Source organism: Bradyrhizobium sp. NAS96.2 (genome assembly GCF_001908235.1).
In the GTDB taxonomy this organism is placed as follows: Bacteria; Pseudomonadota; Alphaproteobacteria; order Rhizobiales; family Xanthobacteraceae; genus Bradyrhizobium.
On sequence record NZ_LGHK01000162.1, the window covers coordinates 1 to 23,924 of the forward strand.

Below are 23,924 nucleotides of genomic sequence, written 5' to 3' on the forward strand. Positions count from 1 at the left end.
TGAAGAGCCGATCGCGATCTTGCTCAGGAGCAGTCCAGGCAGACTGTGGTGCAAACGATCCGACGATCGACCGGCTCGATCCGGGTGGCCACCCGGATCGAGCCATTCCTTGCGGAACGCAACAAAGATAGCAGAGCCTTCCAGTACAAGGTGCGAGCGGAGCGAGCCTCGAAGGATGAATCGGCCCCGCTGGTGGCCGTCGATCCTTCGAGGCTCGCAAGGGCTCGCACCTCAGGATGACGGTCTGATGGCAAGGCATGTTCAGCTAGAATTCCGGCTTTGAAGAATTCAATTCGTGTTCCCGTGCTGTGTCACACAACCGCACGCAGACGACTTTCGGATAGCTTGCGTCACAGGCTCGATCGACTACCCTTGGTATACAAGCAGGGCCGACGTCAGATCGGGCCGCAAGAGGGAAGAGCGCATTGCACGGACAGGCCGACCGGCGTAGCGAAGCCATGCGAAGCGCCGGTGAGAGAACCCGGCGCCGCGCATTCGCCGGCCTCTGGGTCGCGGCATTGCTGGCGATCCTCACCTTCCTGGTCATCTATCCCGTCCTGATGCTGCTGCTCGGCGCGCTCACCGACACCAATCCGGTGGTCGACGGCATCCGTCTCAGCCTCAGTCATCTGTCGATCGCCAATTTCCTTGCCGTGCTTGCCAATCCGAATGTGGGGGAAGCGCTGCTCAACACGCTGATCGCCTGCGGCGGGGGCACGCTCATCGCGGTCGCGATCGGGCTGCTGTTCTCCTGGATCGTGGTTCGCACCAACACGCCGTTCAAGGGCTTCATCGCCGCGGCCAGCATCCTGCCGCTGTTCGCGCCGCCGCTGGTGGCGGGCGTGGCCTGGGCCATCCTCGGCTCGCCCAAGACCGGGCTGATCAACACGATGTTCAAGTGGATGGGCTCGGACCTCCGCATCGATCTCTATTCGATGTGGGGCCTGGTGTTCGTGTTCGGCATCTACTACGCGCCCTATGTCTACATGTTCACCTCGTCGGCGCTGCGCAACATGGACCCGAGCCTGGAGGAGGCCGCGGAAATCTCCGGCGCCAGCCCGTTCGCCACCCTGTTCACGGTGACGTTCCCGCTGATCATGCCGGCGATCGTTTCGGGCATGCTGCTATCGTTCATCGTGATGCTCGGCATCTACGGCATCCCGGCCGTGCTCGGCGCGCCGACCAATTTGAACGTGCTGACGACCTACATCTTCAAGCTCACCAACTGGTCGCCGCCGCTTTACAACACCGCAGCCGCCGTCGCGATCATCCTGATGGTGGTCACGGGGCTGCTGGTCTATCTGCAGCAGAAATTGCTGAGCGGGCGCAGCTACACCACCGTCGCGGGCAAGGCGTTCCGGCCGCGCAACCTCGATCTCGGGCCGTGGCGCTGGCTGACCTTCGCGCTCGGGATCGTCTATCTCCTCGTCGTCGTGGTGCTGCCCTCGCTGGCATTGATCGTCGCGGCGTTCCGCAAGTTCATGTTCATCCGCGACGCGGCCAGCCTGTTCGACATGCGGCAATACTCGCTGATGCATTTCGAGAGCATCTTCGACAATCCGCTGACCTTGAAGTCGATCTACAACGCGATCGAGGTCGGAATCATCACCGCCGTTGTCGGCGGCGCGCTGGCCTTTGCGATCGGATACACCATCCATCGAACCCGCGTCGCCGGGCGCGGCGCCATCGACCTGATCTCGACGCTGCCGGTCGCGATCCCAGGCCTCGTCGTCGGCGTCGCCTATCTCTGGGCCTGGATCGGCGTGCCCGGCGGGCTTTACGGCACGATCTGGATTCTCGCGCTGGCCTTCATCGCGCGCTTCATGCCCGACACCGTGAAGGCGCTGTCGACCTCGTTCCTGCAGATCCACCGCGAACTCGAGGAGGCCGCCTGGGTCTGCGGCCGGGGCATGCTCGGCACCATCGCGACGATCGTGCTGCCGCTGGCGCGCCCGGGCGTGTTGGCGTCGATGACGCTGCTGTTCGTGCTGGCGATCCGCGAGCTCGGCTCGTCGCTGTTCCTCTACACGAGCAACACCATGGTGATGTCGGTGCTGCTGCTCGACTACTACGAGGGCGGCAATATCGGCAAGACCGCGGCCTTCAGCCTGGTGCAGACGGTGCTGCTCGGGGTCCTGATCGGCGGCGCCAACTGGCTGTCGCGCGGGTCCGCACAGCGCAACGTCGCACGGACCGGATAACAATAAACGAGGGGAGGATTGGCGATGGACAGACGGACCTTCACCACACTGGCGCTGGCAAGCTTGGCGACGCTTGCGTTGGCGCCGGCGGCACGGGCGCAGGAGTTCGGCTCGGCGGAGCTGATCGCGGCGGCCAAGTCCGAAGGCAAGCTCGTCTACTACACGGCGAACTTCGCCGAGATCGAACAGCAGGTGATCAAGGCCTTCAACAAGCGCTTTCCCGAGATCACGGTCGAGATGGTCCGCGCGCCCGGCGGCCAACTCATCACCCGCGTGAAGACCGAGGCTGCGGCCGGCAAGCTGATCGCCGACGTCGTCGACCACTCCGATCGCGCGCTGATGCGGCCACTGGAAGATCTGTTCCAGGACTACGCGCCACCGAATGCGGCCGACTACGATCCGCATGCACTGATCTCACCGAAGCTGTGGCCGCGCGCCACCATCGCCTGGTCGATCGCCTACAACACGGAGCTGGTGAAGGATCCGCCGAAATCCTGGATGGACCTGACCAAGCCGCAATATGACAAGCTGATCGGCCAGGTGTTCGCGCAGTCCGGCGGCACCACTTGGACACGGATCATGTTCGAACGCCAGGTGCTCGGCGAAGACTATTGGGCGAAGCAGGCGGCGACCCATCCGGTGCTCTATCCCTCCGGCGCGCCGACCGCCGACGCGCTGGTGCGCGGCGAGATCGCGATCGCGCCGCTGCTCTACAACGTGGCCTATCAAAAGAAGAAGGACGGCGCGCCGATCGAAATCTTCTTTCCGCCGGAGGGAGCTCCGGTCAATCCCTACGCAAGCGGCATTCCGAAGACGGCCGCCCATCCCAATGCGGCCAAGCTGTTCCTGAACTGGTGCCTGTCGAAGGAGGGGCAGACCTTCATGGTCAAGGAGCTCGGCAATCTCACCTCGTTGAAGGAGCCGCCGGCGTTCCCGGAGGGATTCGATCCCAAGGTGGTCAAGCTCTGGTATCCGAACTTCGACGACTACGTGAAGCTGCACGCGGCGTGGGTTGCGGACTGGGACAAGACGTTTGGTTACCGGCAATAGGCGGCGAGGCCAGCGATGACGGCGACGCTCGAAGTCACCGATCTCAGGAAGCAGTTTGCGATCGGCCGCCCGGCGATCGATGGCGTCAGCTTTGGCGTGCCGGCCGGCGAGATCGTGGTGCTGCTCGGGCCGTCCGGTTGCGGCAAGACCACGACGCTGCGCTGCGTCGCCGGGCTCGAGCATCCGACCGGTGGCGAGATCGGCATTTCCGGGCGGGTGGTGTCGTCGCCGGCGCGCGGCGTCCTGGTGCCGCCGCGCGCGCGTAACCTCGGCATGGTATTCCAGTCCTATGCGGTGTGGCCGCACATGACGGTGCGGCAGAACGTGATCTATCCGCTGAAGCACCGCACGGTCGGGCGCACCGATGCCGCCCGCATGGTCGAGGAGGCGCTGGCGCTGGTTGGACTGTCCGACTATGCCGACCGGCCGGTGGTGGCGCTGTCGGGCGGGCAGATGCAGCGCGTCGCGCTGGCGCGCAGCATGGTGTACCGGCCGCAACTCTTGCTGCTCGACGAGCCGCTGTCGAACCTCGATGCCAAATTGCGCCTGCGGTTGCGCGACGACCTCCGCGTCATTCTCAAGCAGACCGGAATGACCGCGCTCTATGTCACCCATGACCAGGCCGAGGCGGTCGTGCTCGGCGATCGGATCGGCGTCATGCGCGACGGCAAGCTGTTGCAGATGGACACGCCCGACGTGATCTACAACCGCCCGGCCGATCTGTTCGTGGCCAATTTCACCGGCGCGACCAACGAGCTCGCCGGCACGCTCGTCGGATGCAACGGCAAGTATGGCGTGGTCGATTTCGGCGATGGCCGACAGGGTGAGGTTGCCCTGTGCCAGACGCTGGCGCCTGACGAGAAGGTGCGGATCGCGCTGCGGCCCGAGAACATCGCGATCGGCCGGCCCGACGGCGCCAACACATTTTCGGCGAAGGTGCTCGACCGCCGCTACCAGGGCACGCAGACCGCCTACGGCATCGAGCTGTTCGGCAAACGGCTGGAAGCGATCGAGCTCGGCACCGCCGCGCGCCATCAGGTCGGCGTCGAGGCGCAAGTCGCGTTGCCGCGCGAATGCCTGTGGGCCTATCGCGACACCGGGCCGTCATCGCAGGACTAACTTGAATCTACTGCAACGCCATTCCAGATGTCTTGATCACCGTCGTCAGCTTCTGCTGATCGGCGTTCATCAGCACGGCGAGCTCATCGAGTGACATCGGCTTGCCCGGGATGTTGGCGATCGAGAGTTGTCGTTGCACGTCGGGGTTCTGCAACGCCTTGTTGATCGCCGCATTGATCTTCGCAAGCAGCGGCGCCGGCGTCGCGGCCGGGACGTAAATGCCGTACCAGGGAACGTAGGCGGCCTCGGCAAAGCCGGCTTCCGCGATCGTCGGAACGTCCGGCAGGTCGGCGACGCGTTTGTCGGTGAACATCGCGAGCGGCTTGACGCTGCCGGCCTTGATGTGCGGCAGCGCGAGTTCGAGCGAGACGATCTCGAAATGCATCAGGTTGGTCATCAGGTCGATCAGCGCCTGCGGTTGGCCCTTGTAGCCGACATTGGTCAGCTTGATGCCGGCGACCTGAAACAGTTTCTGCGCGCTGAGGTCGATCGACGATCCGGTACCGGGATTGCCGAAGTTGAATTCTCCGGGCTGCTTGCGCGCCAGCTCGACGAATTCGCCGATCGTCTTCACCGGCATCGACGGATGCACCAGCGCCACGCTTTGATTCCAGACCGCAAGGCCGACGCACGTGAAGTCCTTGGCTGCGTTCCAGCCGGCATCCTTGTAGAGGTCGGGGTTGACCAGCAAAGCGGGGCCGGTGACGAGCCAGGTGTAGCCGTCCGGCTCGCTGCGCGCGACCGCAGCGGTGCCGATATTGCTGTTGCCGCCGGGGCGCGCCTCCACCACGACGGTCTGCTTCCAGTCGCGGCCGACCTGCTCGGTCACGGCGCGCGCGACGATATCGACGATGCCGCCGGCAGGGTAGGGCACGATGATGTGGATCGGCCGGCTCGGATAATTGTCCTGCGCCCGCACGCCGATGCTGCCGCACAGCGCCGTGATCGTGCCCGCGAGCAAGGCGATCGCGGTCGTGATGCCACGCATGTCTCCCTCCCCAGATGTGCCGCATCGTTCGTTGCGATGCGTGTTCTAGTAATTCGTCACCAGCGAGCGGATGCTGCGGGCGAGCCCGAGGATACGCGGCCCGCATTCGCGCTCGATCTGCTCGGCGCTGAAGCGGAACGAGGGGATGCCGCAATTGACCGACAGGCATTCGCCGGCGGGCGTGCGATACAGTGGCGCGGCGACGCCGAAAATTTCGCGCCGCCATTCGCCGAGCGAGACGGCGAAGCCGCGCTCGTTGCAGAGCTCGATGTCCGGCAGCGTGCGCCGCTCGACATAGTCGAGCTCCTCGGGGCGTTCGGCCTTGACGCGCGCGACATAGGCGTCGCGTTCCTCCTTGGTGAACAGTGACAGCAGCGCGCGCCCGACCGCGGTCGGCGCCAACGAGGAGACGAAGCCGACGTCAGGCACGTGCGGCACCGCGTCCGTGGTGCGCAGCGTCTCGACATAGATGAAGTCGAGCCCAAACGGCATCGCGATCGACACCGTGCCGCCGGTGTAGGCAGCGAAGTCGCGCATCAGCGGACGCGCGAGCTGGCGGACCTTGAGCGACGACAGCACCGGATAGGCGGCGGCCAGCACGCCCAGCCCGAGCACGAAGCGGCCCTTGGGGTCGCGCCTGAGATAGCCGAGCTGCTCCAACGTGTAGGTCAGGCGCGAGACGGTCGGCCGCGACAGGCCGGTGTGTTCGGCAAGCTCCGCATTCGACAGCGGACCTGCGTGGTTGCGGAAGGCGGCCAGCACATCGAGCCCGTGCGCCAGGGTGGTCGCAAAGGACGGATCGGTCTGGGGTTCGAGCGAGGACAATGCCGCCATACGAAATAATGGTCCTAAAGAGGCATAAATGTCAACATATCGAAATGAATTTGCAAATCGTTTCGATATAGGCTTATCTCTCGCCCAAAAGGCGGGAGGCGGTATGGATTTCGATCTGTCCGAACGATCGGAGCGTTGGCGGCGGGATCTGTCGGCCTTCTTCGAGAAGGAGGTGCTGCCGCGCCATCGCGCCTGGCTCGACCACGTCCGCGCGCAGAGCGACGCGCCGTCCTTCATGGCCGAGCTGCAGCAGAAAGCCCGCGCCGCCGGCCTGTGGAATCTCGGCCTGCCTGAACTTGCCGATGATGAGCCGGGCACGCGGCTTTCCAATCTCGACTACGCGCCGCTGGCGGAGATCATGGGGCGGCTGTTCTGGGCGCCGGAGGTGTTCAACTGCCAGGCGCCCGATGTGCCGAACATGATCGCGTTGCAGAATTACGCGACGCCGGAACAGAAGAAGCGCTGGCTGATACCGCTGCTCAACGCCGAGACGCGCTCCGCCTTCGGCATGACCGAGCCCGATGTCGCCTCGTCCGATGCCACCAACATCGCGACAAGGATGGTGCGCGACGGCGACCACTACGTCATCAACGGCCGCAAATGGTTCATCACCGGCGCCGCGGATCCGCGCTGCAGCTTCCTGATCGTAATGGGGGGTGACGGATGCCTCTGCCGAGCGCACCAGCCGGCATTCCTGCATCATCGTGCCGATGGATGCACCCGGCGTGCGGCTGGTGCGGCGGCTGCGCTGGATGGGCTGCGAGGATCATGTCGCGCCGATCGGCGAGCTCGTGTTCGAGAATGTGCGGGTGCCGGCGGAAAACCTGCTCGGCGCCGAGGGCGAGGGGTTCAAGGTCGCGCAGGTCCGGCTTGGCCCGGCGCGCATCCACCACTGCATGCGCTCGATCGGGCTGTGCGAGCTGCTGATCGAGTTGATGATGGCGCGCGCCGCAGAGCGCAGCGCATTCGGCCGCACCGTGATCCAGTACGACACCGTGCAGCGCTGGATCGCCGAAGCCCGCGTCGAGCTGGAGCAGGCGCGGCTGCTCGCGTATCGCTGCGCCTGGCGGCTCGATCAGGCCGGCCATCACGGCGCCTGGCGCGACGTCTCGCTGATCAAGGTCGCGGTGCCGGCGATGCTGCAGAAGATCGCCGACCGCGCCATGCAGGTGTTCGGCGCGATGGGCGGCTCCGACGACACGCCGATCCATCAGGCGCTGGCCTGGGGGCGGCTGCTCCGGATCGGCGACGGGCCCGACGAGGTGCATCTGCGGCAGATCTTCCGGATGGAGCCGATGCCGGACTGGTCGATCGCCAACTCGCCCTATCTTGCTGCACATCCCGCCTGAGCGCCGCTAGAGTATCCACCGAATTTCCCTGAACGAGGCGCCTTCCGATGATGATGACCGAGCAAGCCCGAGACGCAAAGCCCGCCGCGATCGACAAGGAGCGGCTGCGCCTGAAATATCGGGAGGAGCGCAACAAGCGGCTGCGTCCCGACGGCAATGACCAGTATCTCCAGATCAAGGGCCAGCTCGCGCATTATCTCGAGGATCCCTACACGCCGGTGGTGGAGCGCGCGCCGAAGACCGATCACGTCACCTTCGCCTTCATCGGCGGCGGTTTCGCCGGGCTCGCCACCGCGGCGCGGCTGACTGAGGCCGGCGTCAAGGATGTCCGTATTGTCGAGAAGGGCGGCGATTTCGGCGGCACCTGGTACTGGAACAGGTATCCCGGCGCGCAATGCGACACGGCGTCGATGGTCTATATGCCGCTGCTCGAAGAGACCGGCCACATGCCGTCGGAGAAATACGCGCATGCGCCGGAGATCCTGGCGCACTGCCAACGGATCGGCAGGCAGTTCGGTCTCTACGACAATGCGCTGTTTCATACCGAGGTGACGAGCCTCGACTGGGACGCGGCGCAATCGCGCTGGATCATCCGCACGACGCGGGGCGATGCCTTCACCGCGCAATATGTCGGCATCGGCACCGGCCCGCTGCATGTGCCGAAGCTGCCCGGCATTCCCGGCATCGAGCGCTTCAAGGGCCACTCGTTCCACACCAGCCGCTGGGATTACGACTACACCGGCGGTGATCCCCGGGGCGCGCCGATGGACAAGCTTGCCGACAAGCGCGTCGGCATCATCGGCACCGGCGCAACGTCGGTGCAATGCATTCCGCACCTCGCGCGCGCCTGCAAGGAGCTCTACGTGTTCCAGCGCACGCCGTCGTCGGTCGACGTGCGCGGCAATGGACTGATCGATCCCGACTGGTTTGCCGATATCGCAACGCCGGGCTGGCAGCAGCGCTGGCTGGAGAATTTCACCGCCAACCAGGCCGGTGGATCGGCCGAGGAAGATCTGGTGCAGGACGGCTGGACCGACCTCTCCAAGCGCATTCGCGCCAAGATCATGCTGCTGCCGCGCGAGCAGCGCAGCGTGGAAAACATGCGGGCGGCGTTCGAGGATTCCGACTTCGAGAAGATGGAGGAGATCCGCAACCGGGTCGACACCATCGTGCGCGATTCCGGCACGGCGAAAAACCTGAAGGCCTGGTACGGCCAGCTCTGCAAGCGGCCGTGTTTCCACGACGCCTATCTGCAGGCGTTCAACACCCCGAGCACCCATCTGGTCGATACCGACGGCAAAGGCGTCGAAGAGATCACCGAGAACGGGATCGTCGTCGCGGGCAAGGAGTACAAGCTCGACTGCATCATCTACGCGTCCGGCTTTGAGGTCGGCACCGAGTATAAGCGGCGGGCCGGTTTCGACGCGACGGGCCAGGACGGCCTCAAACTGTCGGAGTATTGGGCCGAGGGCATGCGCACCAAGCACGGCATCCATGTGCATGGCTTTCCGAACCTGTTCTTCGTGCAGCCGACGCAGGGCGCCAATTTGATCTCCAACGTGCCGCATAACCTGACCGAAGCGGCGCGCACCATCGCCCTGATGGTCGGTCATGCGCAGGCCAATGGCTTCAAGGAAATCGAAGTCAGCAAGGAGGCCGAGGACCGCTGGGTCGAGCTGCTGCTGACCGCGGTCGGCCGGATGATCGGCGGTCCCGATTGCACGCCCGGCTATTACAACAATGAGGGACGTGAGCCCGGGCCCGCGGCCAAGCTCAATGTCGGCTATCCGGCGGGCGCGCTCGCCTACTTCAAATATATCGACGAGTGGCGCCGCAGCGGCCAGTTCGAAGGCGTGCAATTCCGCTGAGCGGTGCGTGATCGAGACTGATTTCTGCCCAACGAGGGAGTGCCTGAGTATGACCCAGACAACCGCAGGTGAGACGTCGCACGAAGCTCCGAAGGCGGCATCCGCGCCGGTCATCGCGCAGCACGAGGCGACACTGAAGGCGCTGCCGTTCTCCGACACCAGAGACTTCGACGACGCTGCGCGCGGCTTTCTCGGCACCATCGAGAATGCGCGCATCACCTCGGCGCAGGGCAGGGTGGTCTGGAGTCTGGAGCCTTACGGCTTCCTCTCCGAGGAGAAGGCGCCTGCGACCGTCGATCCGAGCCTGTGGCGGCAGTCGCGGCTCAACATGCATCACGGCCTGTTCGAGGTGGTGCCGGGCGTCTACCAGGTGCGCGGCCTCGACATCGCCAACATGACGCTGATCGAGGGCGACAAGGGCGTCATCGTGGTCGACACGCTGACCTCGATCGAGGGCGCGCGCGCTGCGATGGAGCTGTACTTCCGGCATCGCGGCAAGCGGCCGGTCGCCGCCGTGATCTTCACCCATACCCACACCGACCATTGGGGCGGCGCGCGCGGCGTGCTCGACGACGCCATGCTGGCGGCAGGCGTGCCGATCATCGCGCCGAACTTCTTCATGGAGCACGCGGTCTCCGAGAACATCATCGCGGGACCGGCGATGCTGCGCCGCGCGCAATACCAGTTCGGACCGTTCCTCGCCAAGGGCGTGCGCGGCCATGTCGATTGCGGCCTCGGCAAGACCATGGCCGCGGGCGGCGTGGCGCTGCTGCGGCCGACCGATCTGATCATCGCGACTGGCGACAGGCGCGTGATTGACGGCGTCGAGTTCGAATTCCAGATGGCGCCGAACAGCGAAGCGCCGGCGGAGATGCATTTCTTCATCCCGCGCTACAAGCTGTTGAACCTCGCGGAAAACTGCACGCACAATTTCCACAATTTGCTGCCGTTCCGCGGCGCCGATGTGCGCGATGCTTTGGCCTGGTCAAAATATCTCGGCGAAGCCTTGCAGATGTGGGGCGGCAAGGCCGAGGCGATGTGCGGCCAGCATCACTGGCCGGTGTGGGGGCGGGAGCGGATCGACACCATGATCCGCGAGCAGCGCGATCTCTACAAATACGCGCATGACCAGACCATCCGGCTGATGAACCACGGGCTCAACGCGGCCGAGATCGCCGAGACGATCCGACTGCCGCAGAGTCTTGAAGGCGCCTGGCACGGCCGCGGCTATTACGGCCATATCAGGCACAATGTGAAGGCGATCTACCAGAAGTATCTCGGCTGGTACGACGCCAATCCGGTCAATCTGGATCCGCTGCCGCCGGTCGAGGCCGGCAGGAAGTATGTCGAGTATATGGGCGGCGCCGATGCGATCCTGAAATGCGCCGCGGCGGACTTCGCCAAGGGCGAATTCCGCTTCGTGGCGCAGGCCGTCAGCCATCTCGTGTTCGCCGAGCCCGACAATCAGGCGGCCCGCGCATTGCTCGCCGACACGTTCGAGCAATTGGGCTATGCCGCCGAGAGCTCGACCTGGCGCAACGCCTATCTGTTCGGCGCCCAGGAGCTGCGGCAGGGCATGCCGAAGACGCCGCCGCGCTCGCCGATGCCGCGCGAGACGTTGGCCGCGCTGCGCACCGGGCAGCTCTGGGACGTGCTCGGCATCCGCCTCAACGGCCCGAAGGCCGAAGGCAAGCACATCGTGCTGAACTGGAGTTTTACCGACACGGGCGAGACCTTCGTCCTCAATCTCGAAAACTCGGCGCTGACTTACATCGAGGGTGCGCAGGCCGCGGATGCGCACGCCAGCTTCACGCTGGCGCGCAGCGTGCTGGACGAGGTCATTGCGAAGCTGACCACGTTCCCGGAAGCCGTCGCCGCCGGCAAGGTCAAGGTCTCCGGCGAGCCGCTGCGGCTCGGCGAGTTGATGATGCTGATGGACGAATTCCCGCGGATGTTCGAGATCGTCGAGCCGAAGCGGACGGTGGTGAGGTAACGCCGCGCGTGCGGAATTAATGCCCGTCACCCTGAGGAGCGCGCTCTTGCGCGCGTCTCGAAGGGTCGACGGCCCGGCTGGTGGCCGATTCATCCTTCGAGGCTCGCCCAGCGGTGCAAGTGCACCGCAAGGCTCGCACCTCAGGATGACGGGTTGTTGAGTGTCGCCTCAAATCCCGAGATACGCCGCCTGCACCTGCTTGTTGTTGGCGAGCTCGGCGCTGGTGCCCTGCATAATCACGTTGCCGCTTTCCAGCACATAGGCGCGCTGCACCAGTGACAGCGCGCGGCTGACATTCTGCTCGACCAGGAGGATCGCAGTGCCCATCTTGTGGATCTCGCCGATCTTCTCGAAGGTCACGTCGGTCATCACGGGCGCCAGGCCGAGCGAGGGTTCGTCCAGCATCAAGAGGCGGGGTTTCAGCATCAGGCCGCGGCCGACCGCGACCATCTGCTGCTCGCCGCCGCTCATGGTGCCGGCGAGCTGCTTCCTGCGGTCGGCGAGTCGCGGGAAGATGCTGTAGACCAGCTCCATCGTGCGCGCGCGATCCGCCTTGGCCTTCGGCGTATAGGCACCGATCTCGAGATTCTCCTGCACCGTCATGTCCGGGAATACCTGGCGGCCTTCGGGGACATGCGCGATGCCGAGCTCCGGAATCCGGTACGGCGGCAGCGTCGCGAGGTCGACGCCGTCGAAGGTGACCTTGCCTGCGAACAGTTTGACGAGGCCGGAGACCGCGCGCAGCGTCGTGCTCTTGCCGGCGCCGTTGGCGCCCAGCAGGCCGACGGCTTCGCCCTCGCCAATGGAGATGCTGACATCGGTGATGGCAGGGACCGAACCATAGCTGGCGCTGACGCGGGAGAGCTCAAGCATGTCCGTCTCCCTGCGTCGGCGGATGCACGTAGGAGCCGAGATAGGCGCGGATCACTTCCGGATTTTCCACGATCTCCTTCGGCGCGCCCTCGGCGATCTTCTGGCCGTGGTCGAGCACCACGATGTGGCGGGCCACCGCCATGATCGCACGCATCACGTGCTCGACGATCACGATGGTCAGGCCGCTGGCAGAGAGTTTTTTCACCAGCGCCACCGCCTGGTCGATCTCGGCCGGGTTGAGACCGGCCATCACCTCGTCGAGCAGCAGAATCCTGGGCTGGGTTGCCAGCGCGCGGGCCATCTCCAGCCGGCGCTGGTCGATCGTGGTGAGATCCTTGGCCGGGGTGTGCTCCCTGGCGCCGAGGCCGACGAACTCGATCGCCTCGCGCGCCTTGCTGCGGGCGGCGGCGATATGCCGGTCGCGCAGGAAGGCGCCGGTCATCACATTGGCGAGCACCGTCATCGCGCCGAACGGTTTGGCGACCTGGAAGGTGCGGGCCATGCCGAGCGCGCAGACGTCGTGCGGCTTGAGGCCAACGACCTCGTGACCGAAGGCGAGGACCGAGCCGGAGTCCGGCCGGTGAAATCCCGTGATCAAATGAAAGCTCGTGGTCTTGCCGGCGCCGTTCGGTCCGATCAGCGCGACCGTCTCATTCTCCTGCACGGTGAAGCTGACGTCCTGCACGGCGCGGAGGCCGCCGAAGCGCTTGCTGAGACCCTTGATGACCAGTGCTTCCGCCATCGCAGCGACCTCAGGCGCGCGCCGGCTTGCGCCGGAGGGTGCGGTGATAGACGTCGCTCGCGAACCCGATCAACCCGGTCGGCCGCCACAGGATGACCGCCATCAGGATCAGGCTGTAGACCGTGAGCTGGATGCCGCCCACCGAGCTGCCGAGCCAGCTTTGCAGCAGCGCTGAGGTGGTCTCCAGCAGCACCGTGCCGATCACCGGACCCCACAGCGTGCCGATGCCGCCGACGATCGACACCAGCGCCGCCTCGATCGAGACGTTGAAGCTGAACGCGGTCGCGGGATCAATGAAGTAGATGTACTGGGTGTAGAAGGTGCCGGCGAGCGCGGTCAGAAACGCGCTGATCATGTAGATGTCGCGCTTGATCTTGGGGGCGTTGACGCCGACCGCTTCGGCGGCATCTTCATCCTCGCCGATGGCGACGAGGTAGTAGCCCATCCAGGATTCTTCGATCCTGTGGGTGATCCATAGTCCGACCGCGAGCAGTCCGAGCACGACATAGTAATAGGACGACTTCTCCTCGAACTGCATCATCAGCGGCGCGCTGCCGAGATTCGGGATCGTGGTGCCTTCGGCGCCCCAGGCGAAGTCGCGGAATTTGAGGAAGATCAGCATCAGCACCTGGGCGGTCGCAATGGTGGCGATGGTGAAATAGGGGCCGCGCAGGCGGAAACAGAGCCAGCCGATCGGCAGGCTCGCCAGCATCGCGACCACTCCGCCCGCGACCATCCCGATCCAGGGCGAGATGCCATAATTCACCTGCATGATGGTCGAGGTGTAGGCGCCGAGGCCGAAATAGGCGGCGTGCCCGAGCGACAGCTGCTTGGCATAGCCGCCCATCAGGTTCCAGGCGACGCCGATGAAGGAGAACAAGAGGATGCGGATGAAGATGTCGATCGCGAACGACGAGGTGACGAGTTGCGGCAGAGCGAGCATGACGACCGCCCCGATCGCCAGCCAAAGCCACTTCATTTTGCCTGAGGTCTGCATCAGCGGCCTCTTCTGGCGCCGAGACCGCTCGGCCTGAAGGCGAGCGTCAGCAGCAGCAGCCCGAACACCACGATGAGGCCGGAATCGGCGCCGACGAACTGGATGCCGAGCGATTCCGCGATGCCCATCATCAGGCTCGCGACCAGCGCGCCCATCACATTGCCGAGCGTGCCCATCACGACGGCGACGAACGCCATCAGCACGAACACCTGGCCGACGAAGGGATAGGCCGAATAGAACGGCATCAAGAGCGAGCCGGCGGCGCCCGCGAGCGCGAGCGCGGTGCCGAACGCCACCGCGAACACGCGGTTCGGATTGATCCCCATCAGCATCGCGACGTCGCGGTTCTGCGACGCGGCGCGCATGGCGCGGCCGAGATCGGTGGTGCGCAGGAACACCCAGAGCAGGCCGCTCAGCGCCATCGCGACCGCGAAGGCGATCAGCTTCGCCACCGGAATGTACAGCCCGCCGATGTGCCAGGCCGAATCCGAATAGGAGGTATGGACGGTGCGGTAGTTGGCGCTGAACAGCATCAGCGAGAGATTGAGCAGCAGCAGCGATAGCGCAAACGTCAGGAAGATCTGCGGCATGTCGTTCGGCCCAAGCACCCTGCGGATCAGGAAGTGCTGGATCACCACGCCGGCGAGGAACAGCACCGGCATCGAGACCACCAGCGAGACCAGCGGATCGATGCCGAACTGGGTGGCGAGGAAGAACGAGATATACATCCCGATCATCACGAACTCGCCCTGGGCGAAATTGACGATCTTGACCACGCCGAAGATCAGCGTGACGCCGATGCTGACAAGCGCGTAGATGCCGCCGATGAGCAGGCCGTTGATCACAGCCTGGGCCAGTGTCTCCCACATGCGATGCGACCGCGGTTCAGGTCTTCATCAGCGGGGCGCGGGCGTCTTCCTTGGGGAAGATGCTGGCGAGATCGGCATTCTGCCACTGCACGCCGACCGGACGGCCATAGACATTCTTGCCGTCGGGTCCGAACTTGACCTTGCCGCCGGGCGCCATTGCCGCATAGCCGGAGGAGACGTCGAGCGTCGAGAGCGCCTCGCGCACCTTCTTCGGATCGGCGGAGGCAGCGCGCTCCAGCGCGTCGGCCAGCATGAAGGTCTGCGCGACCAGGCCGCCGGCATATTCGAAGGCGAATTCGCCGGTGCGCTTCCTGAATTCGGCGTTGACCTTCTGGGCATCCTCGTTGACGTCGTGGTTCCAGTGCGCGACGCCCTGCAGGCCTTCGGCCGCCTTGCCGACATTCTTGTAGAAATCCGGCATCACGAAACCGCCCGAGCCGCCATTGATCGCAATGTCGAGCCCGACCTGCTTCACGGTGCGCACGATCAGGATGAGGTCGTTGAGATAGGACAGCGAGAACAGCGTATTGGCGCCGGAGGCCTTGACCTTGTTGATCAGCGGGCTGGCATCGGTGAAGCCGGCCGAGTAGGGCTCGAACATCACGATCTCGACGCCTTCGCCCGGCGCCAGCTCCTTCAGCCCGTTCGAAGTCGAGGTGCCGAACGCGGTGTTCTCGAAGATGACGGCGACCTTGGCTTGTTCGCTGACCAGCTTGGCCATCTGCAACTGCGCCTTGGCGAACTGTGAGGCACGTGCGAACGGCGTGAAGGTGTAGCTGCGTCCCTTGTTGAGCTGGTCGGAGCTCGATCCGGTGATGATCGGAACGTGAGCGCGCTCGCAGACCTCGCTCGCGATCAGGGTCAGCGCGCTGGCGTAGCAGCCGTGGATCGCCGACAGCTTGTTGCCGGTGATCAGGCGGTCGGTCTCGGTGCGCGTCACCGTGGTGTCGCTCTGCACGTCGGAGACGATGAGGTTGAGCTTGGCGCCGCCGAGCGACTTGATGCCACCGGCTTCGTTGACCATGTCGACCGCAAGCTTCGCCGCGGCAACGCAGCCGGTGCCGATCTGCGCCATGCTGCCGGTGGTCGGATAGAGCGCGCCGATATTGATCGCGTCGGCGGCCCAGCCGCGCAGCGGGACCGCGCCGAATGCACCGGCTGCGAGGACGCCGCCGGTCTTGGCCAGGAACTTGCGGCGGTTCAGCTTGGTCCGTGAGGCTTGGTTTGGTGCGGCATTATTAATGGCCGGCGGCTTGCGGTCCCCTGTCATGGCGTTCCCCCTGTGCGACGACGGCCCGGTTGCTCCGTCCGCTCGCTTATTATTTTTTGCTCAAGCGGGGCGCATAAGAGCACGTAATTCGGCAATCGCAAAGGCGATATCGGCCGGGCTCATGGGGAAACGAATTGCGACTGGTGCGTCGCAACAATCGTGTGACGCGCGCGTGTGTGCAGCTTCGTTGCGTGAGAGCTGCCGCCAGACCTGACGGCATTATTGACAATCGAATGACCCGACGAACCGGCACGGAGCGTGCCGTCCGGCCCGCCGGATCATTCGATCGGCCGCTGCAACTTCTATTCCGCGCTCGCCACCAGCTTGAAGCGCGGCTTGGCTTCCATCAGACTGCGATAGGCGGCGAGATAGTCGAGCGCCATCCGGCGTGCCGTGAAGCGGGTCTCGAACTGCTTGCGGATCGCGTCGCGGTTGAGCGTCGACAGGCGGCCGACGGAGGAGATCGCGCTGATCTCGTCCTCGACGATGAAACCGGTCAGGCCATCCTCGATGATCTCGGGTACCGAGCCGCGGTTATACGCAATGACGGGCGTGCCGCAGGCCATCGCTTCGATCATCACGAGACCAAACGGCTCCGGCCAGTCGATTGGAACCAGGAGCCCGATCGCGCCGCTGAGAAAATCCGGCTTCTCGCGGTCGCTGATCTCGCCGATGAATTCGACCAGCGGATTGTTCGTGATCAGCGGCTTGATCAACTCGTCGTAATATTCCTGGTCGGCGCGGTCGACCTTGGCCGCAATCTTCAGCGGAATGCCGCAACGGGTTGCGATCTTGATCGCACGATCGACGCCCTTCTCCGGCGCGATGCGGCCGAGCACGGCGAGATAGGACTGCCTGGCCGGTTGCGGCGTCAGCAAATTCTCTGGCAGGCCGTGATGGATGGTGCGCACCCAGTGTGCCTGCGGCACCGGCCGCCGCTGCGCATTGGAGATCGAGATCACCGGGATCTTGGAGAAGGTGTTGAAGACGGGCTGATGCTCCGGCAGGTCGAGCCGGCCGTGCAGCGTGGTCACGAACGGCGTCGGCTGCCGCGCGAACAGCGACCATGGGTAATAGTCGAGATGGCAGTGCAGGAAGTCGAATTCCTCGTCGTCGGCTTTCTGCCGGACCCGCTCCAGCATCACCATGTGCAGCGCATTGGGGTCACGGACGGAGCCGTCGAGCCGCAGGGCCTTCGGCCAGGTCGCATCGAGCTTCGCGGAGGTCTGTGAGTCGCCACTGGCGAACAACGTCACGTCATGTCCAAGTGTTACAAGTTCTTCGGTCAGCCAGTGCACGACCCGTTCGGTGCCGCCGTAGAGCTTGGGGGGAACAGCCTCCGTCAGCGGGGCAACCTGCGCGATGCGCATTTCTCCGTCTCCTGTTTGTGATGTGAGTGAACCCTCAGCCCTCTGATGGCACCGGACATGCCGAAGACGGGAACGTTCTCGCACGTGCGAGGTTCCTTAGATGTGGGAGATCTGTCGCTTCTTTCTTCGATCACACTCTGGTCTTGCTGATGCCATCACGCTCCAACACGTTTTTGCCGACGCCAGCGTTGCAAAATTGTTGCGCACTGATGGCTGCATCAAGGAATCCCACCGCCGCCCTTCACGTCATCGTGCACGAGAGCTTCGACTAAAATTTTCTCGTTCACCTTCAACAGGTTTTGCAGGACGTCATGGACCATCTGTCAGGATATGCGCATCGCCCGTTCCCCTTTGTGCTGCGCTATCTGCGCCGGCGGCTTCCGTCGCATGTTGTGATCTTGTCGGCCGTCGTCGCAGCGGTTGCCTGCTCGGTAGGCACGCAATACGGTGTGAAGAATCTGGTCGATGCGTTGTCGGCGGGGCCGTCGGCCGCGAATGGCGTATGGCTGGCATTCGCTCTGCTCATGTCGCTGATCGCAGCCGACAACTTCATGTGGCGGATCGCGAGCTGGACCGCGAGCTACACCTTCGTCAGCGTCACCGGCGACCTGCGCCGCGATATGTTCCGCCATCTCACCGGCCACGCGCCGAGCTATTTCACCGACCGGCTGCCGGGCATGCTGACCAGCCGGATCACCGCGACGTCGAACGCGGTGTACACTGTCGAGAACATGTTCGTGTGGAATGTGTTGCCGCCTTGCATCGCGACCTTCGCGGCGATCACCCTGGTTGGAACCGTCAGCGTGACGATGTCGGCGGTGCTGGTCCTGATCGCGGGAACCATGGTGGTGGCAATGTTCCGCATGGCCGCCGCCGGCAGGCCGCTGCATGACGATTTCGCCAGCCGGGCGGCCGCGGTCGACGGCGAAATGGTCGACGTCATCAACAACCTGCCGCTGGTGCGTGCGTTCTGCGGCCTCGGCTACGAGCACGATCGCTTCGACGCGACGGTGAATCGGGAACTCGTCGCGCGCGGCCGTTCCCTGCGCTATCTCGAAAAGCTCCGCCTCGTTCACGCCGCTGTGACCGTGATCCTGACCATCGCGATGCTGGCCTGGGCGCTCTCGCTCTGGCAGCAGGGGCAGGCCACCACCGGCGACGTCGTGCTGGTGTGCACGCTCGGCATCTCGATCCTGAGCGCCACCCGCGATCTCGCCGTCGCGCTGGTCGACGTCACCCAGCATGTCGCCCGTTTGACCGAGGCGCTGGCGACGCTGTTGCAGCCGCATGAACTGAAGGACCATCCGGAAGCCGAGGCGCTGGTGAAGAGCGGCGCGGCGATCGCCTTCAATAACGTCTCGTTCCGCTATCCCGGCGGCTTGCAGGTGTTCGAGCGCTTCAGCCTGCGCATCCAGCCCGGCCAGCGGGTCGGCCTGGTCGGCCAGTCCGGCGGCGGCAAGTCAACATTGTTTACCCTTCTGCAGCGCTTCTACGACGTCGAGCAGGGCCACATCACGGTCGATGGCCAGGATATCTCCCGCGTCACCCAGCAGAGCCTGCGCGCGGCGATCTCGGTGGTGCCGCAGGACATCTCGCTGTTCCACCGCTCGATCCTGGAGAACATCCGCTACGGCCGGCCGGACGCCACCGACGACGAGGTGTTGCGGGCGGCGATCGCGGCGCGCTGCGACTTCATCGAAAGCCTGCCCGAGGGCATGAACACCATCGTCGGCGACCGCGGCATCAAGGTCTCGGGCGGCCAGCGCCAGCGCATCGCGATCGCGCGCGCCTTCCTGAAGGACGCGCCGATCCTGCTGCTCGACGAGGCGACCGCGGCGCTCGATGCCGAATCCGAGGAGGCGATCCGCGAGGCGTTGTCGCGCCTGATGCGCGGGCGTACCGTGGTGGCGATCGCGCACCGCCTCGCGACGCTGCGCAGCTTCGATCGCGTGGTCGTGCTGCAGGGCGGCCGGATCGTCGAGGACGGTCCGCCCGATATCCTGGTGAAGGGAGGGGGCCCCTACCGCGACCTCGTGGCCCGCGAGATGGGCCGCCTCTCCACCAGCGCGGCCTGACCCCGCGGCATCAAGCGCGTTCTTGCGTTCCAGTGCGTTCGTTCGAGTCAGGAAAACGGCCAATAAAAGTCGCCAGAGGTTCAGATGGCAGCTGACGTCGTTACGCAGATCATTACTGCTCGCATCACTGAGCACGTCGCCGAATCGCCGTTCTACATTCCGATGACCGGGCCCGCGGCGCGGCCGCGGCGCTCGCTCAAGCATGACGACACCTTCATCGTGCTCGACAGCCATGGCGACATCGGCGCCTCGGCCGGCGGGCCCGACGGCCTGTTCAACGCCGACACGCGCTACCTTGCGCGGCTGGAAATGGTGCTGGAGGACGTGCAGCCGCTGCTGCTCGGCTCCAACATGCGCGACGACAATTCGGCGCTGACGGTCGATCTCACCAATTCCGACGTCTATCGCGACGGCCGTCTCACGCTGCAGAAGGACACGCTGCACATCGTGCGCTCGATCTTCCTGTGGCGCGGCACCGCCTATCAGCGCATCGGCCTGCAGAACCACGGCGAGCATGCCGCGAGCTTCGATCTCACGCTGCTGTTCGACAATGATTTCGCCGACCTGTTCGAGGTGCGCGGCGAGCGGCGGCCGCGGCGCGGCATCGGCTCGAGCAAGCTGCTCGGCCCGACCGACGTCGTGTTGGAATATTGCGGGCTCGACGAGGTATCGCGGATCACCGCGCTGCATTTCGATCCGCGGCCGACCCGGCTGTCGGTCAACGCCGCCACCTATCATTTCGACCTCGAGCCCGCGCAGGTCACCTCTCTGTTCGTCGCGGTGTCCTGCAACAAGCCGATCATGCAGAAGCCGGTGCCGTTCTTCCGCGGGCTCCTGGCACATCGTCGCGAGATGCGGAATTCGTCGGCCGGTGCGGCCTCGATCGAGACCTCGAACAACATCTTCAACGAGGTGCTGTGCCAGGCGATGGCCGACCTCAACATGCTGATGACGGAGACGCCGCAGGGCCGTTATCCCTACGCCGGCATTCCCTGGTACTCGACGACATTCGGCCGCGACGGGCTGATCACGGCGCTGCAGATGCTGTGGGTCGATCCGCGGATCGCCAAGGGCGTGCTGAAGCGGCTGGCGCTGTTCCAGGCCAAGGCGGTCGATCCGCTGGCCGATGCCGCACCGGGCAAGATCCTGCACGAGATGCGCGGCGGCGAGATGGCCTCGCTTCGCGAGGTGCCGTTCGCGCATTACTACGGCAGCGTGGATTCGACTCCGCTGTTCGTGCTGCTCGCCGGGCTCTATCTGCAGCGTACCGACGATGTGGAGACGTTGCGCGAGCTGTGGCCCGCGGTCGAGGCCGGCTTGCAATGGATCGACGGTCCCGGCGATCCCGATCGCGATGGTTTCGTCGAGTACCAGCGCGCGACCGAAGAGGGCCTCCGGAACCAGGGCTGGAAGGACTCCTTCGACGCCATCTTCCATGCCGATGGAACGCTCGCCGAGGGCAATATCGCGCTGGCGGAAGTGCAGGGCTATGTGTTCGCCGGCAAGCGGCTTGCCGCGCGTGCCGCGCGCCAGCTCGGCTTTGCGGACAAGGCCGCCAAGCTCGATGCCGAGGCGGAGCGGCTGCGCGCGCGGTTCGAGGAGGCATTCTGGTGCGAGGAGCTCGGCACCTATGCGCTCGCGCTCGACGGCGCCAAGCAGCAATGCAGGGTGCGCACGTCGAATGCCGGACAGACCCTGTTTTCGGGCATGGTGCGGGAAGACCGCGCGCGACGGGTCGCCGCCGATCTGATGAGCCAGAAATTCTTTTCGGGTTGGGGCATCCGCACCGTCGCCACGGGCGAGGCGCGCTACAACCCGATGTCCTATCACGACGGCTCGATCTGGCCGCATGACAATGCGCTGATCGCGCTCGGACTTGCGCGCTACGGCCTCAAGCATTCGGTCGCGCATCTGTTCAAGGGCCTGTTCGACGCCGCGAGCTATATGGAGCTGCGGCGCCTGCCGGAGCTGTTCTGCGGCTTCCGTCGCGAGCGCCGGCGCGGCCCGGTGCTTTATCCGGTGGCGTGCGCACCGCAGGCCTGGGCGAGCGCGACGCCGTTCACGTTGCTCGAGGCGGCGCTCGGGCTGGAATTCGACACCGCGCGCGGCGAGATCAGGCTGCGTGATCCGTGCCTGCCGGAATTCCTCAACGACGTGGTGCTGCGCGATCTCATGCTCGGCGCGTCCAGCGTCGATCTGCGGCTGCGCCGCCACGGCGACGAGGTGTCACTCGAAGTGTTGCGCACGCGCGGCCAGATCCAGGTGTCGATCGTGCTGACGCATTGAGTGTCGTCGCGCGGCGCGGAGTGTCGTCGCGCGGCATGGAGCGTCGTCGCGCGACATGCGCGCGCTAGGGAAATCGTGGGGAGAGAGTAACATGCGTCCGAGGGTCATGGTTATACTGGTCGCAGCGGCGCTGCTGACATGCGCTGGTGTCCGTGCTGCCGACGACGCAGTGCCGTCGCCCACGCCATCGCCGCCCCCGGCTGCGCAGGCAACTCCTGCGCCGCCGGCCGCTGCGGCACCGAAAGAGCAGGCCAAGGAGCCGTCGCCGCCACCTTCGGTGACCGTGATCGGGGCGCGCGATGCGCACGGCATTCTCGGGCGCGATGTTCGCAGTTCCGCCAATGAGGACATGGGCCGTATCGTCGACGTCATCGTCGACCGCGACGGCAAGGTGCGCGCCGCGGTGATCGATTTCGGAGGCTTTCTTGGCGTCGGCAGCCGCAAGATCGTGGTCGACTGGAACGCGCTGCGGTTTGCCGGCGTTTCCAGCAAGAGCGACAGCATCACGCTGGACCTCAACAAGCAGCAGGTGAGCGCTGCGCCGGAATACAAGGAAGATACGCCGCTGATCGTGCTGGGCGCGGCCGGCAATCTCCATCCATGGGATTACGAGCATTAGGGGGCAAAAGCTGGTCGCGCGTCCGAATTCTTCCTTCGAGACGGTTGGCGACGATCGTGGTGAGCGATCTGCCGGCAGCACCAATATTGTGTCGATTGTCCCCAATCAGCCCGGCCGGGAGCCGCCCCACGCGCCGTCGCGCGAAAGCCAGCGCGGGCTCGACTGGTTCATCTTCTTCCTGGCCGACGTGCAGACCGGGTTTGGCCCGTTCATTGCGGTCTATCTGACGACCCAGAAATGGACCCAGGTCGAGATCGGCTTCGTGCTCTCGATCGGCGGCATCATCGGCCTGCTGGGCCAGATGCCGGGCGGGGCGATCGTCGATGCGGCGCGCTCGGAGCGCATTGTTGCGGGCTGCGCGGTGGCCGCGATCGGATCCGCCGCGCTGGCCTACGCGCTGTGGCCGATCTTTCCTGTGGTGACGCTCGCTGCGACGCTGCACGCGCTTGCAAGCTGCGTGCTGGGACCTGCGATCGCCGCGATCAGCCTAGGCCTGGTCGGGCCGCGGGCGATCGGCGAGCGGCTCGGCCGCAATGCTCGCTTCGCCTCGCTCGGCAGCGGTTCGGCGGCGGCGCTGATGGGGGCATGCGGCTATTTCTTGTCGAGCCGCTCGGTGTTCCTCGTGACCTTCATCCTGGCGATCCCGACCTTGTTGTCGCTGGCACGGATCCGCGAGCGCGAGATCGACATCGCGCAGGCTCATGGTGAGGTGAAGCGTGAGGTTCCCGACAAGCGCGCCACCAGTGTCTTCACCCTGGTGCGGCACCGGACACTGCTGATCTTTGCCGGCGCGATGATGCTGTTTCAGCTGGCCAATGCCGCGATGCTGCCGCTGATGGCGGGCGTGGTCACCGCGCGGTCGAGCCAATGGGCGCCGGTTCTGATCGCGGCCTGCATCATCGTGCCGCAGGCGATCGTCGCGTTGTGCTCGCCGTCGGTCGGCCGCAAGGCCCAGGCCTTGGGCCGGCGGCCATTGCTCCTGCTGGCCTTCGCCTCGCTGGCGATCCGCGGTGTATTGTTCGCAACGGTGCGCGATCCCTATCTGCTGGTCGCGGTGCAGATCTTCGACGGCGTCACCGCGGCGATCTTCAGCGTGATGGTGCCGCTGATCGTGGCCGACGTGGCGTTCGGCAGCGGCCATTTCAACCTGGCGCAGGGGATTGTCGGAACCGCCGTCGGTATCGGCGCGTCGCTCAGCACGGTGCTCGCCGGCTATGTCAGCGACAAGCTCGGCAGCAGCACCGCCTTCATGGGCCTCGCCGGCGTCGCCGCGCTCGGGCTGTTCGTGATCTGGCTGGTGATGCCGGAGACGCGGCGGGCGGCATGACGCAGGCAGGTTTGGCTCCCGGCGCCCTTCCTCATGGATGCGCCGTCATATATGAGTGATTTGCTGCTGGAACGAGCTGGTAGTCCCCTGGATT

At 65.1% G+C, this 23,924-nt stretch carries 18 protein-coding genes and 1 pseudogene; 11 read left to right on the forward strand and 8 right to left on the reverse strand.

Translation table 11 applies throughout. The annotated features are described in order from the left end of the window. Positions 1–458: 458 nt before the first annotated feature. From AC628_RS30000 to AC628_RS30010, 3 genes are read left to right on the forward strand one after another with little or no spacing between them, the layout of a single operon-like run. Positions 459–2,201: an ABC transporter permease gene (locus AC628_RS30000; protein WP_074130382.1), complete on the forward strand. Its 1,743-nt coding sequence runs from the start codon at positions 459–461 to the stop codon at positions 2,199–2,201. A gap of 24 nt (positions 2,202–2,225) precedes the next feature. Then, positions 2,226–3,251 (forward strand): ABC transporter substrate-binding protein, encoded by a 1,026-nt coding sequence (locus AC628_RS30005; RefSeq protein WP_245321394.1) that lies wholly within the window; start codon positions 2,226–2,228, stop codon positions 3,249–3,251. Between the two features lie 15 nt (positions 3,252–3,266). Then, positions 3,267–4,370 (forward strand): ABC transporter ATP-binding protein, encoded by a 1,104-nt coding sequence (locus tag AC628_RS30010; RefSeq protein ID WP_074130385.1) that lies wholly within the window; start codon positions 3,267–3,269, stop codon positions 4,368–4,370. 7 nt (positions 4,371–4,377) lie between these two features. Here AC628_RS30010 and AC628_RS30015 read toward each other — a convergent pair whose 3' ends face one another. Both AC628_RS30015 and AC628_RS30020 read right to left on the reverse strand, forming a co-directional pair. After that, complete coding sequence (locus AC628_RS30015) at positions 4,378–5,358, reverse strand: Bug family tripartite tricarboxylate transporter substrate binding protein (RefSeq protein ID WP_074130387.1); 981 nt, start codon at positions 5,356–5,358, stop codon at positions 4,378–4,380. A gap of 45 nt (positions 5,359–5,403) precedes the next feature. Then, positions 5,404–6,192, reverse strand: coding sequence for an IclR family transcriptional regulator (locus tag AC628_RS30020; RefSeq protein ID WP_074130389.1), 789 nt, complete (start codon positions 6,190–6,192; stop codon positions 5,404–5,406). A gap of 103 nt (positions 6,193–6,295) precedes the next feature. Here AC628_RS30020 and AC628_RS46030 point away from each other — a divergent pair. The 4 genes and pseudogenes from AC628_RS46030 to AC628_RS30035 all read left to right on the forward strand — a co-directional run. Then, a pseudogene (locus AC628_RS46030) lies at positions 6,296–6,868 on the forward strand (acyl-CoA dehydrogenase family protein); the annotation flags it as partial. Between the two features lie 220 nt (positions 6,869–7,088). Then, a complete protein-coding gene (locus AC628_RS45565; RefSeq protein ID WP_502689791.1) occupies positions 7,089–7,541 on the forward strand; it encodes an acyl-CoA dehydrogenase family protein in 453 nt (150 codons plus the stop codon). Between the two features lie 47 nt (positions 7,542–7,588). Next, positions 7,589–9,409: a flavin-containing monooxygenase gene (locus tag AC628_RS30030; protein ID WP_083633199.1), complete on the forward strand. Its 1,821-nt coding sequence runs from the start codon at positions 7,589–7,591 to the stop codon at positions 9,407–9,409. Between the two features lie 49 nt (positions 9,410–9,458). Continuing rightward, positions 9,459–11,402: an alkyl/aryl-sulfatase gene (locus AC628_RS30035; protein ID WP_074130390.1), complete on the forward strand. Its 1,944-nt coding sequence runs from the start codon at positions 9,459–9,461 to the stop codon at positions 11,400–11,402. Between the two features lie 168 nt (positions 11,403–11,570). Here AC628_RS30035 and AC628_RS30040 read toward each other — a convergent pair whose 3' ends face one another. The 6 genes from AC628_RS30040 to AC628_RS30065 form a co-directional block, all read right to left on the reverse strand. Further along, entirely contained in the window at positions 11,571–12,275 is a 705-nt protein-coding gene (locus AC628_RS30040) for an ABC transporter ATP-binding protein (RefSeq protein ID WP_074130391.1), read from the reverse strand. Then, positions 12,268–13,017 carry an ABC transporter ATP-binding protein gene (locus AC628_RS30045; protein WP_074130393.1) on the reverse strand — a complete coding sequence of 250 codons (750 nt, stop codon included), beginning with the start codon at positions 13,015–13,017 and terminating at the stop codon, positions 12,268–12,270. Before AC628_RS30045 ends, AC628_RS30040 begins: the two co-directional genes overlap by 8 nt. A gap of 10 nt (positions 13,018–13,027) precedes the next feature. Continuing rightward, entirely contained in the window at positions 13,028–14,014 is a 987-nt protein-coding gene (locus AC628_RS30050; protein WP_074130394.1) for a branched-chain amino acid ABC transporter permease, read from the reverse strand. Then, positions 14,014–14,883 carry a branched-chain amino acid ABC transporter permease gene (locus AC628_RS30055; RefSeq protein ID WP_074130395.1) on the reverse strand — a complete coding sequence of 290 codons (870 nt, stop codon included), beginning with the start codon at positions 14,881–14,883 and terminating at the stop codon, positions 14,014–14,016. The genes AC628_RS30050 and AC628_RS30055 overlap by 1 nt, the downstream gene beginning before the upstream one ends. Before the next feature lie 16 nt (positions 14,884–14,899). After that, the gene (locus tag AC628_RS30060) at positions 14,900–16,153 is read right to left on the reverse strand and encodes an ABC transporter substrate-binding protein (protein WP_074130397.1); all 1,254 of its coding nucleotides are present in this window, start codon (positions 16,151–16,153) and stop codon (positions 14,900–14,902) included. Between the two features lie 302 nt (positions 16,154–16,455). Further along, positions 16,456–17,523, reverse strand: coding sequence for a glycosyltransferase family 4 protein (locus tag AC628_RS30065; RefSeq protein ID WP_050423402.1), 1,068 nt, complete (start codon positions 17,521–17,523; stop codon positions 16,456–16,458). 311 nt (positions 17,524–17,834) lie between these two features. On the opposite strand from AC628_RS30065, the gene AC628_RS30070 reads away from it, so the two are divergent. From AC628_RS30070 to AC628_RS30085, 4 genes are all read left to right on the forward strand, one after another. Then, positions 17,835–19,598 carry an ABC transporter ATP-binding protein gene (locus AC628_RS30070; RefSeq protein WP_074130399.1) on the forward strand — a complete coding sequence of 588 codons (1,764 nt, stop codon included), beginning with the start codon at positions 17,835–17,837 and terminating at the stop codon, positions 19,596–19,598. An 84-nt stretch (positions 19,599–19,682) separates the two neighbouring features. Next, the gene (locus AC628_RS30075) at positions 19,683–21,884 is read left to right on the forward strand and encodes an amylo-alpha-1,6-glucosidase (protein ID WP_074130400.1); all 2,202 of its coding nucleotides are present in this window, start codon (positions 19,683–19,685) and stop codon (positions 21,882–21,884) included. Positions 21,885–21,975: 91 nt separating this feature from the next. Then, positions 21,976–22,503, forward strand: a complete 528-nt coding sequence (locus AC628_RS30080) for a PRC-barrel domain-containing protein (protein ID WP_074130402.1) — start codon at positions 21,976–21,978, stop codon at positions 22,501–22,503. An 88-nt stretch (positions 22,504–22,591) separates the two neighbouring features. Then, positions 22,592–23,830: an MFS transporter gene (locus AC628_RS30085; RefSeq protein WP_074130404.1), complete on the forward strand. Its 1,239-nt coding sequence runs from the start codon at positions 22,592–22,594 to the stop codon at positions 23,828–23,830. Positions 23,831–23,924: the final 94 nt, after the last annotated feature.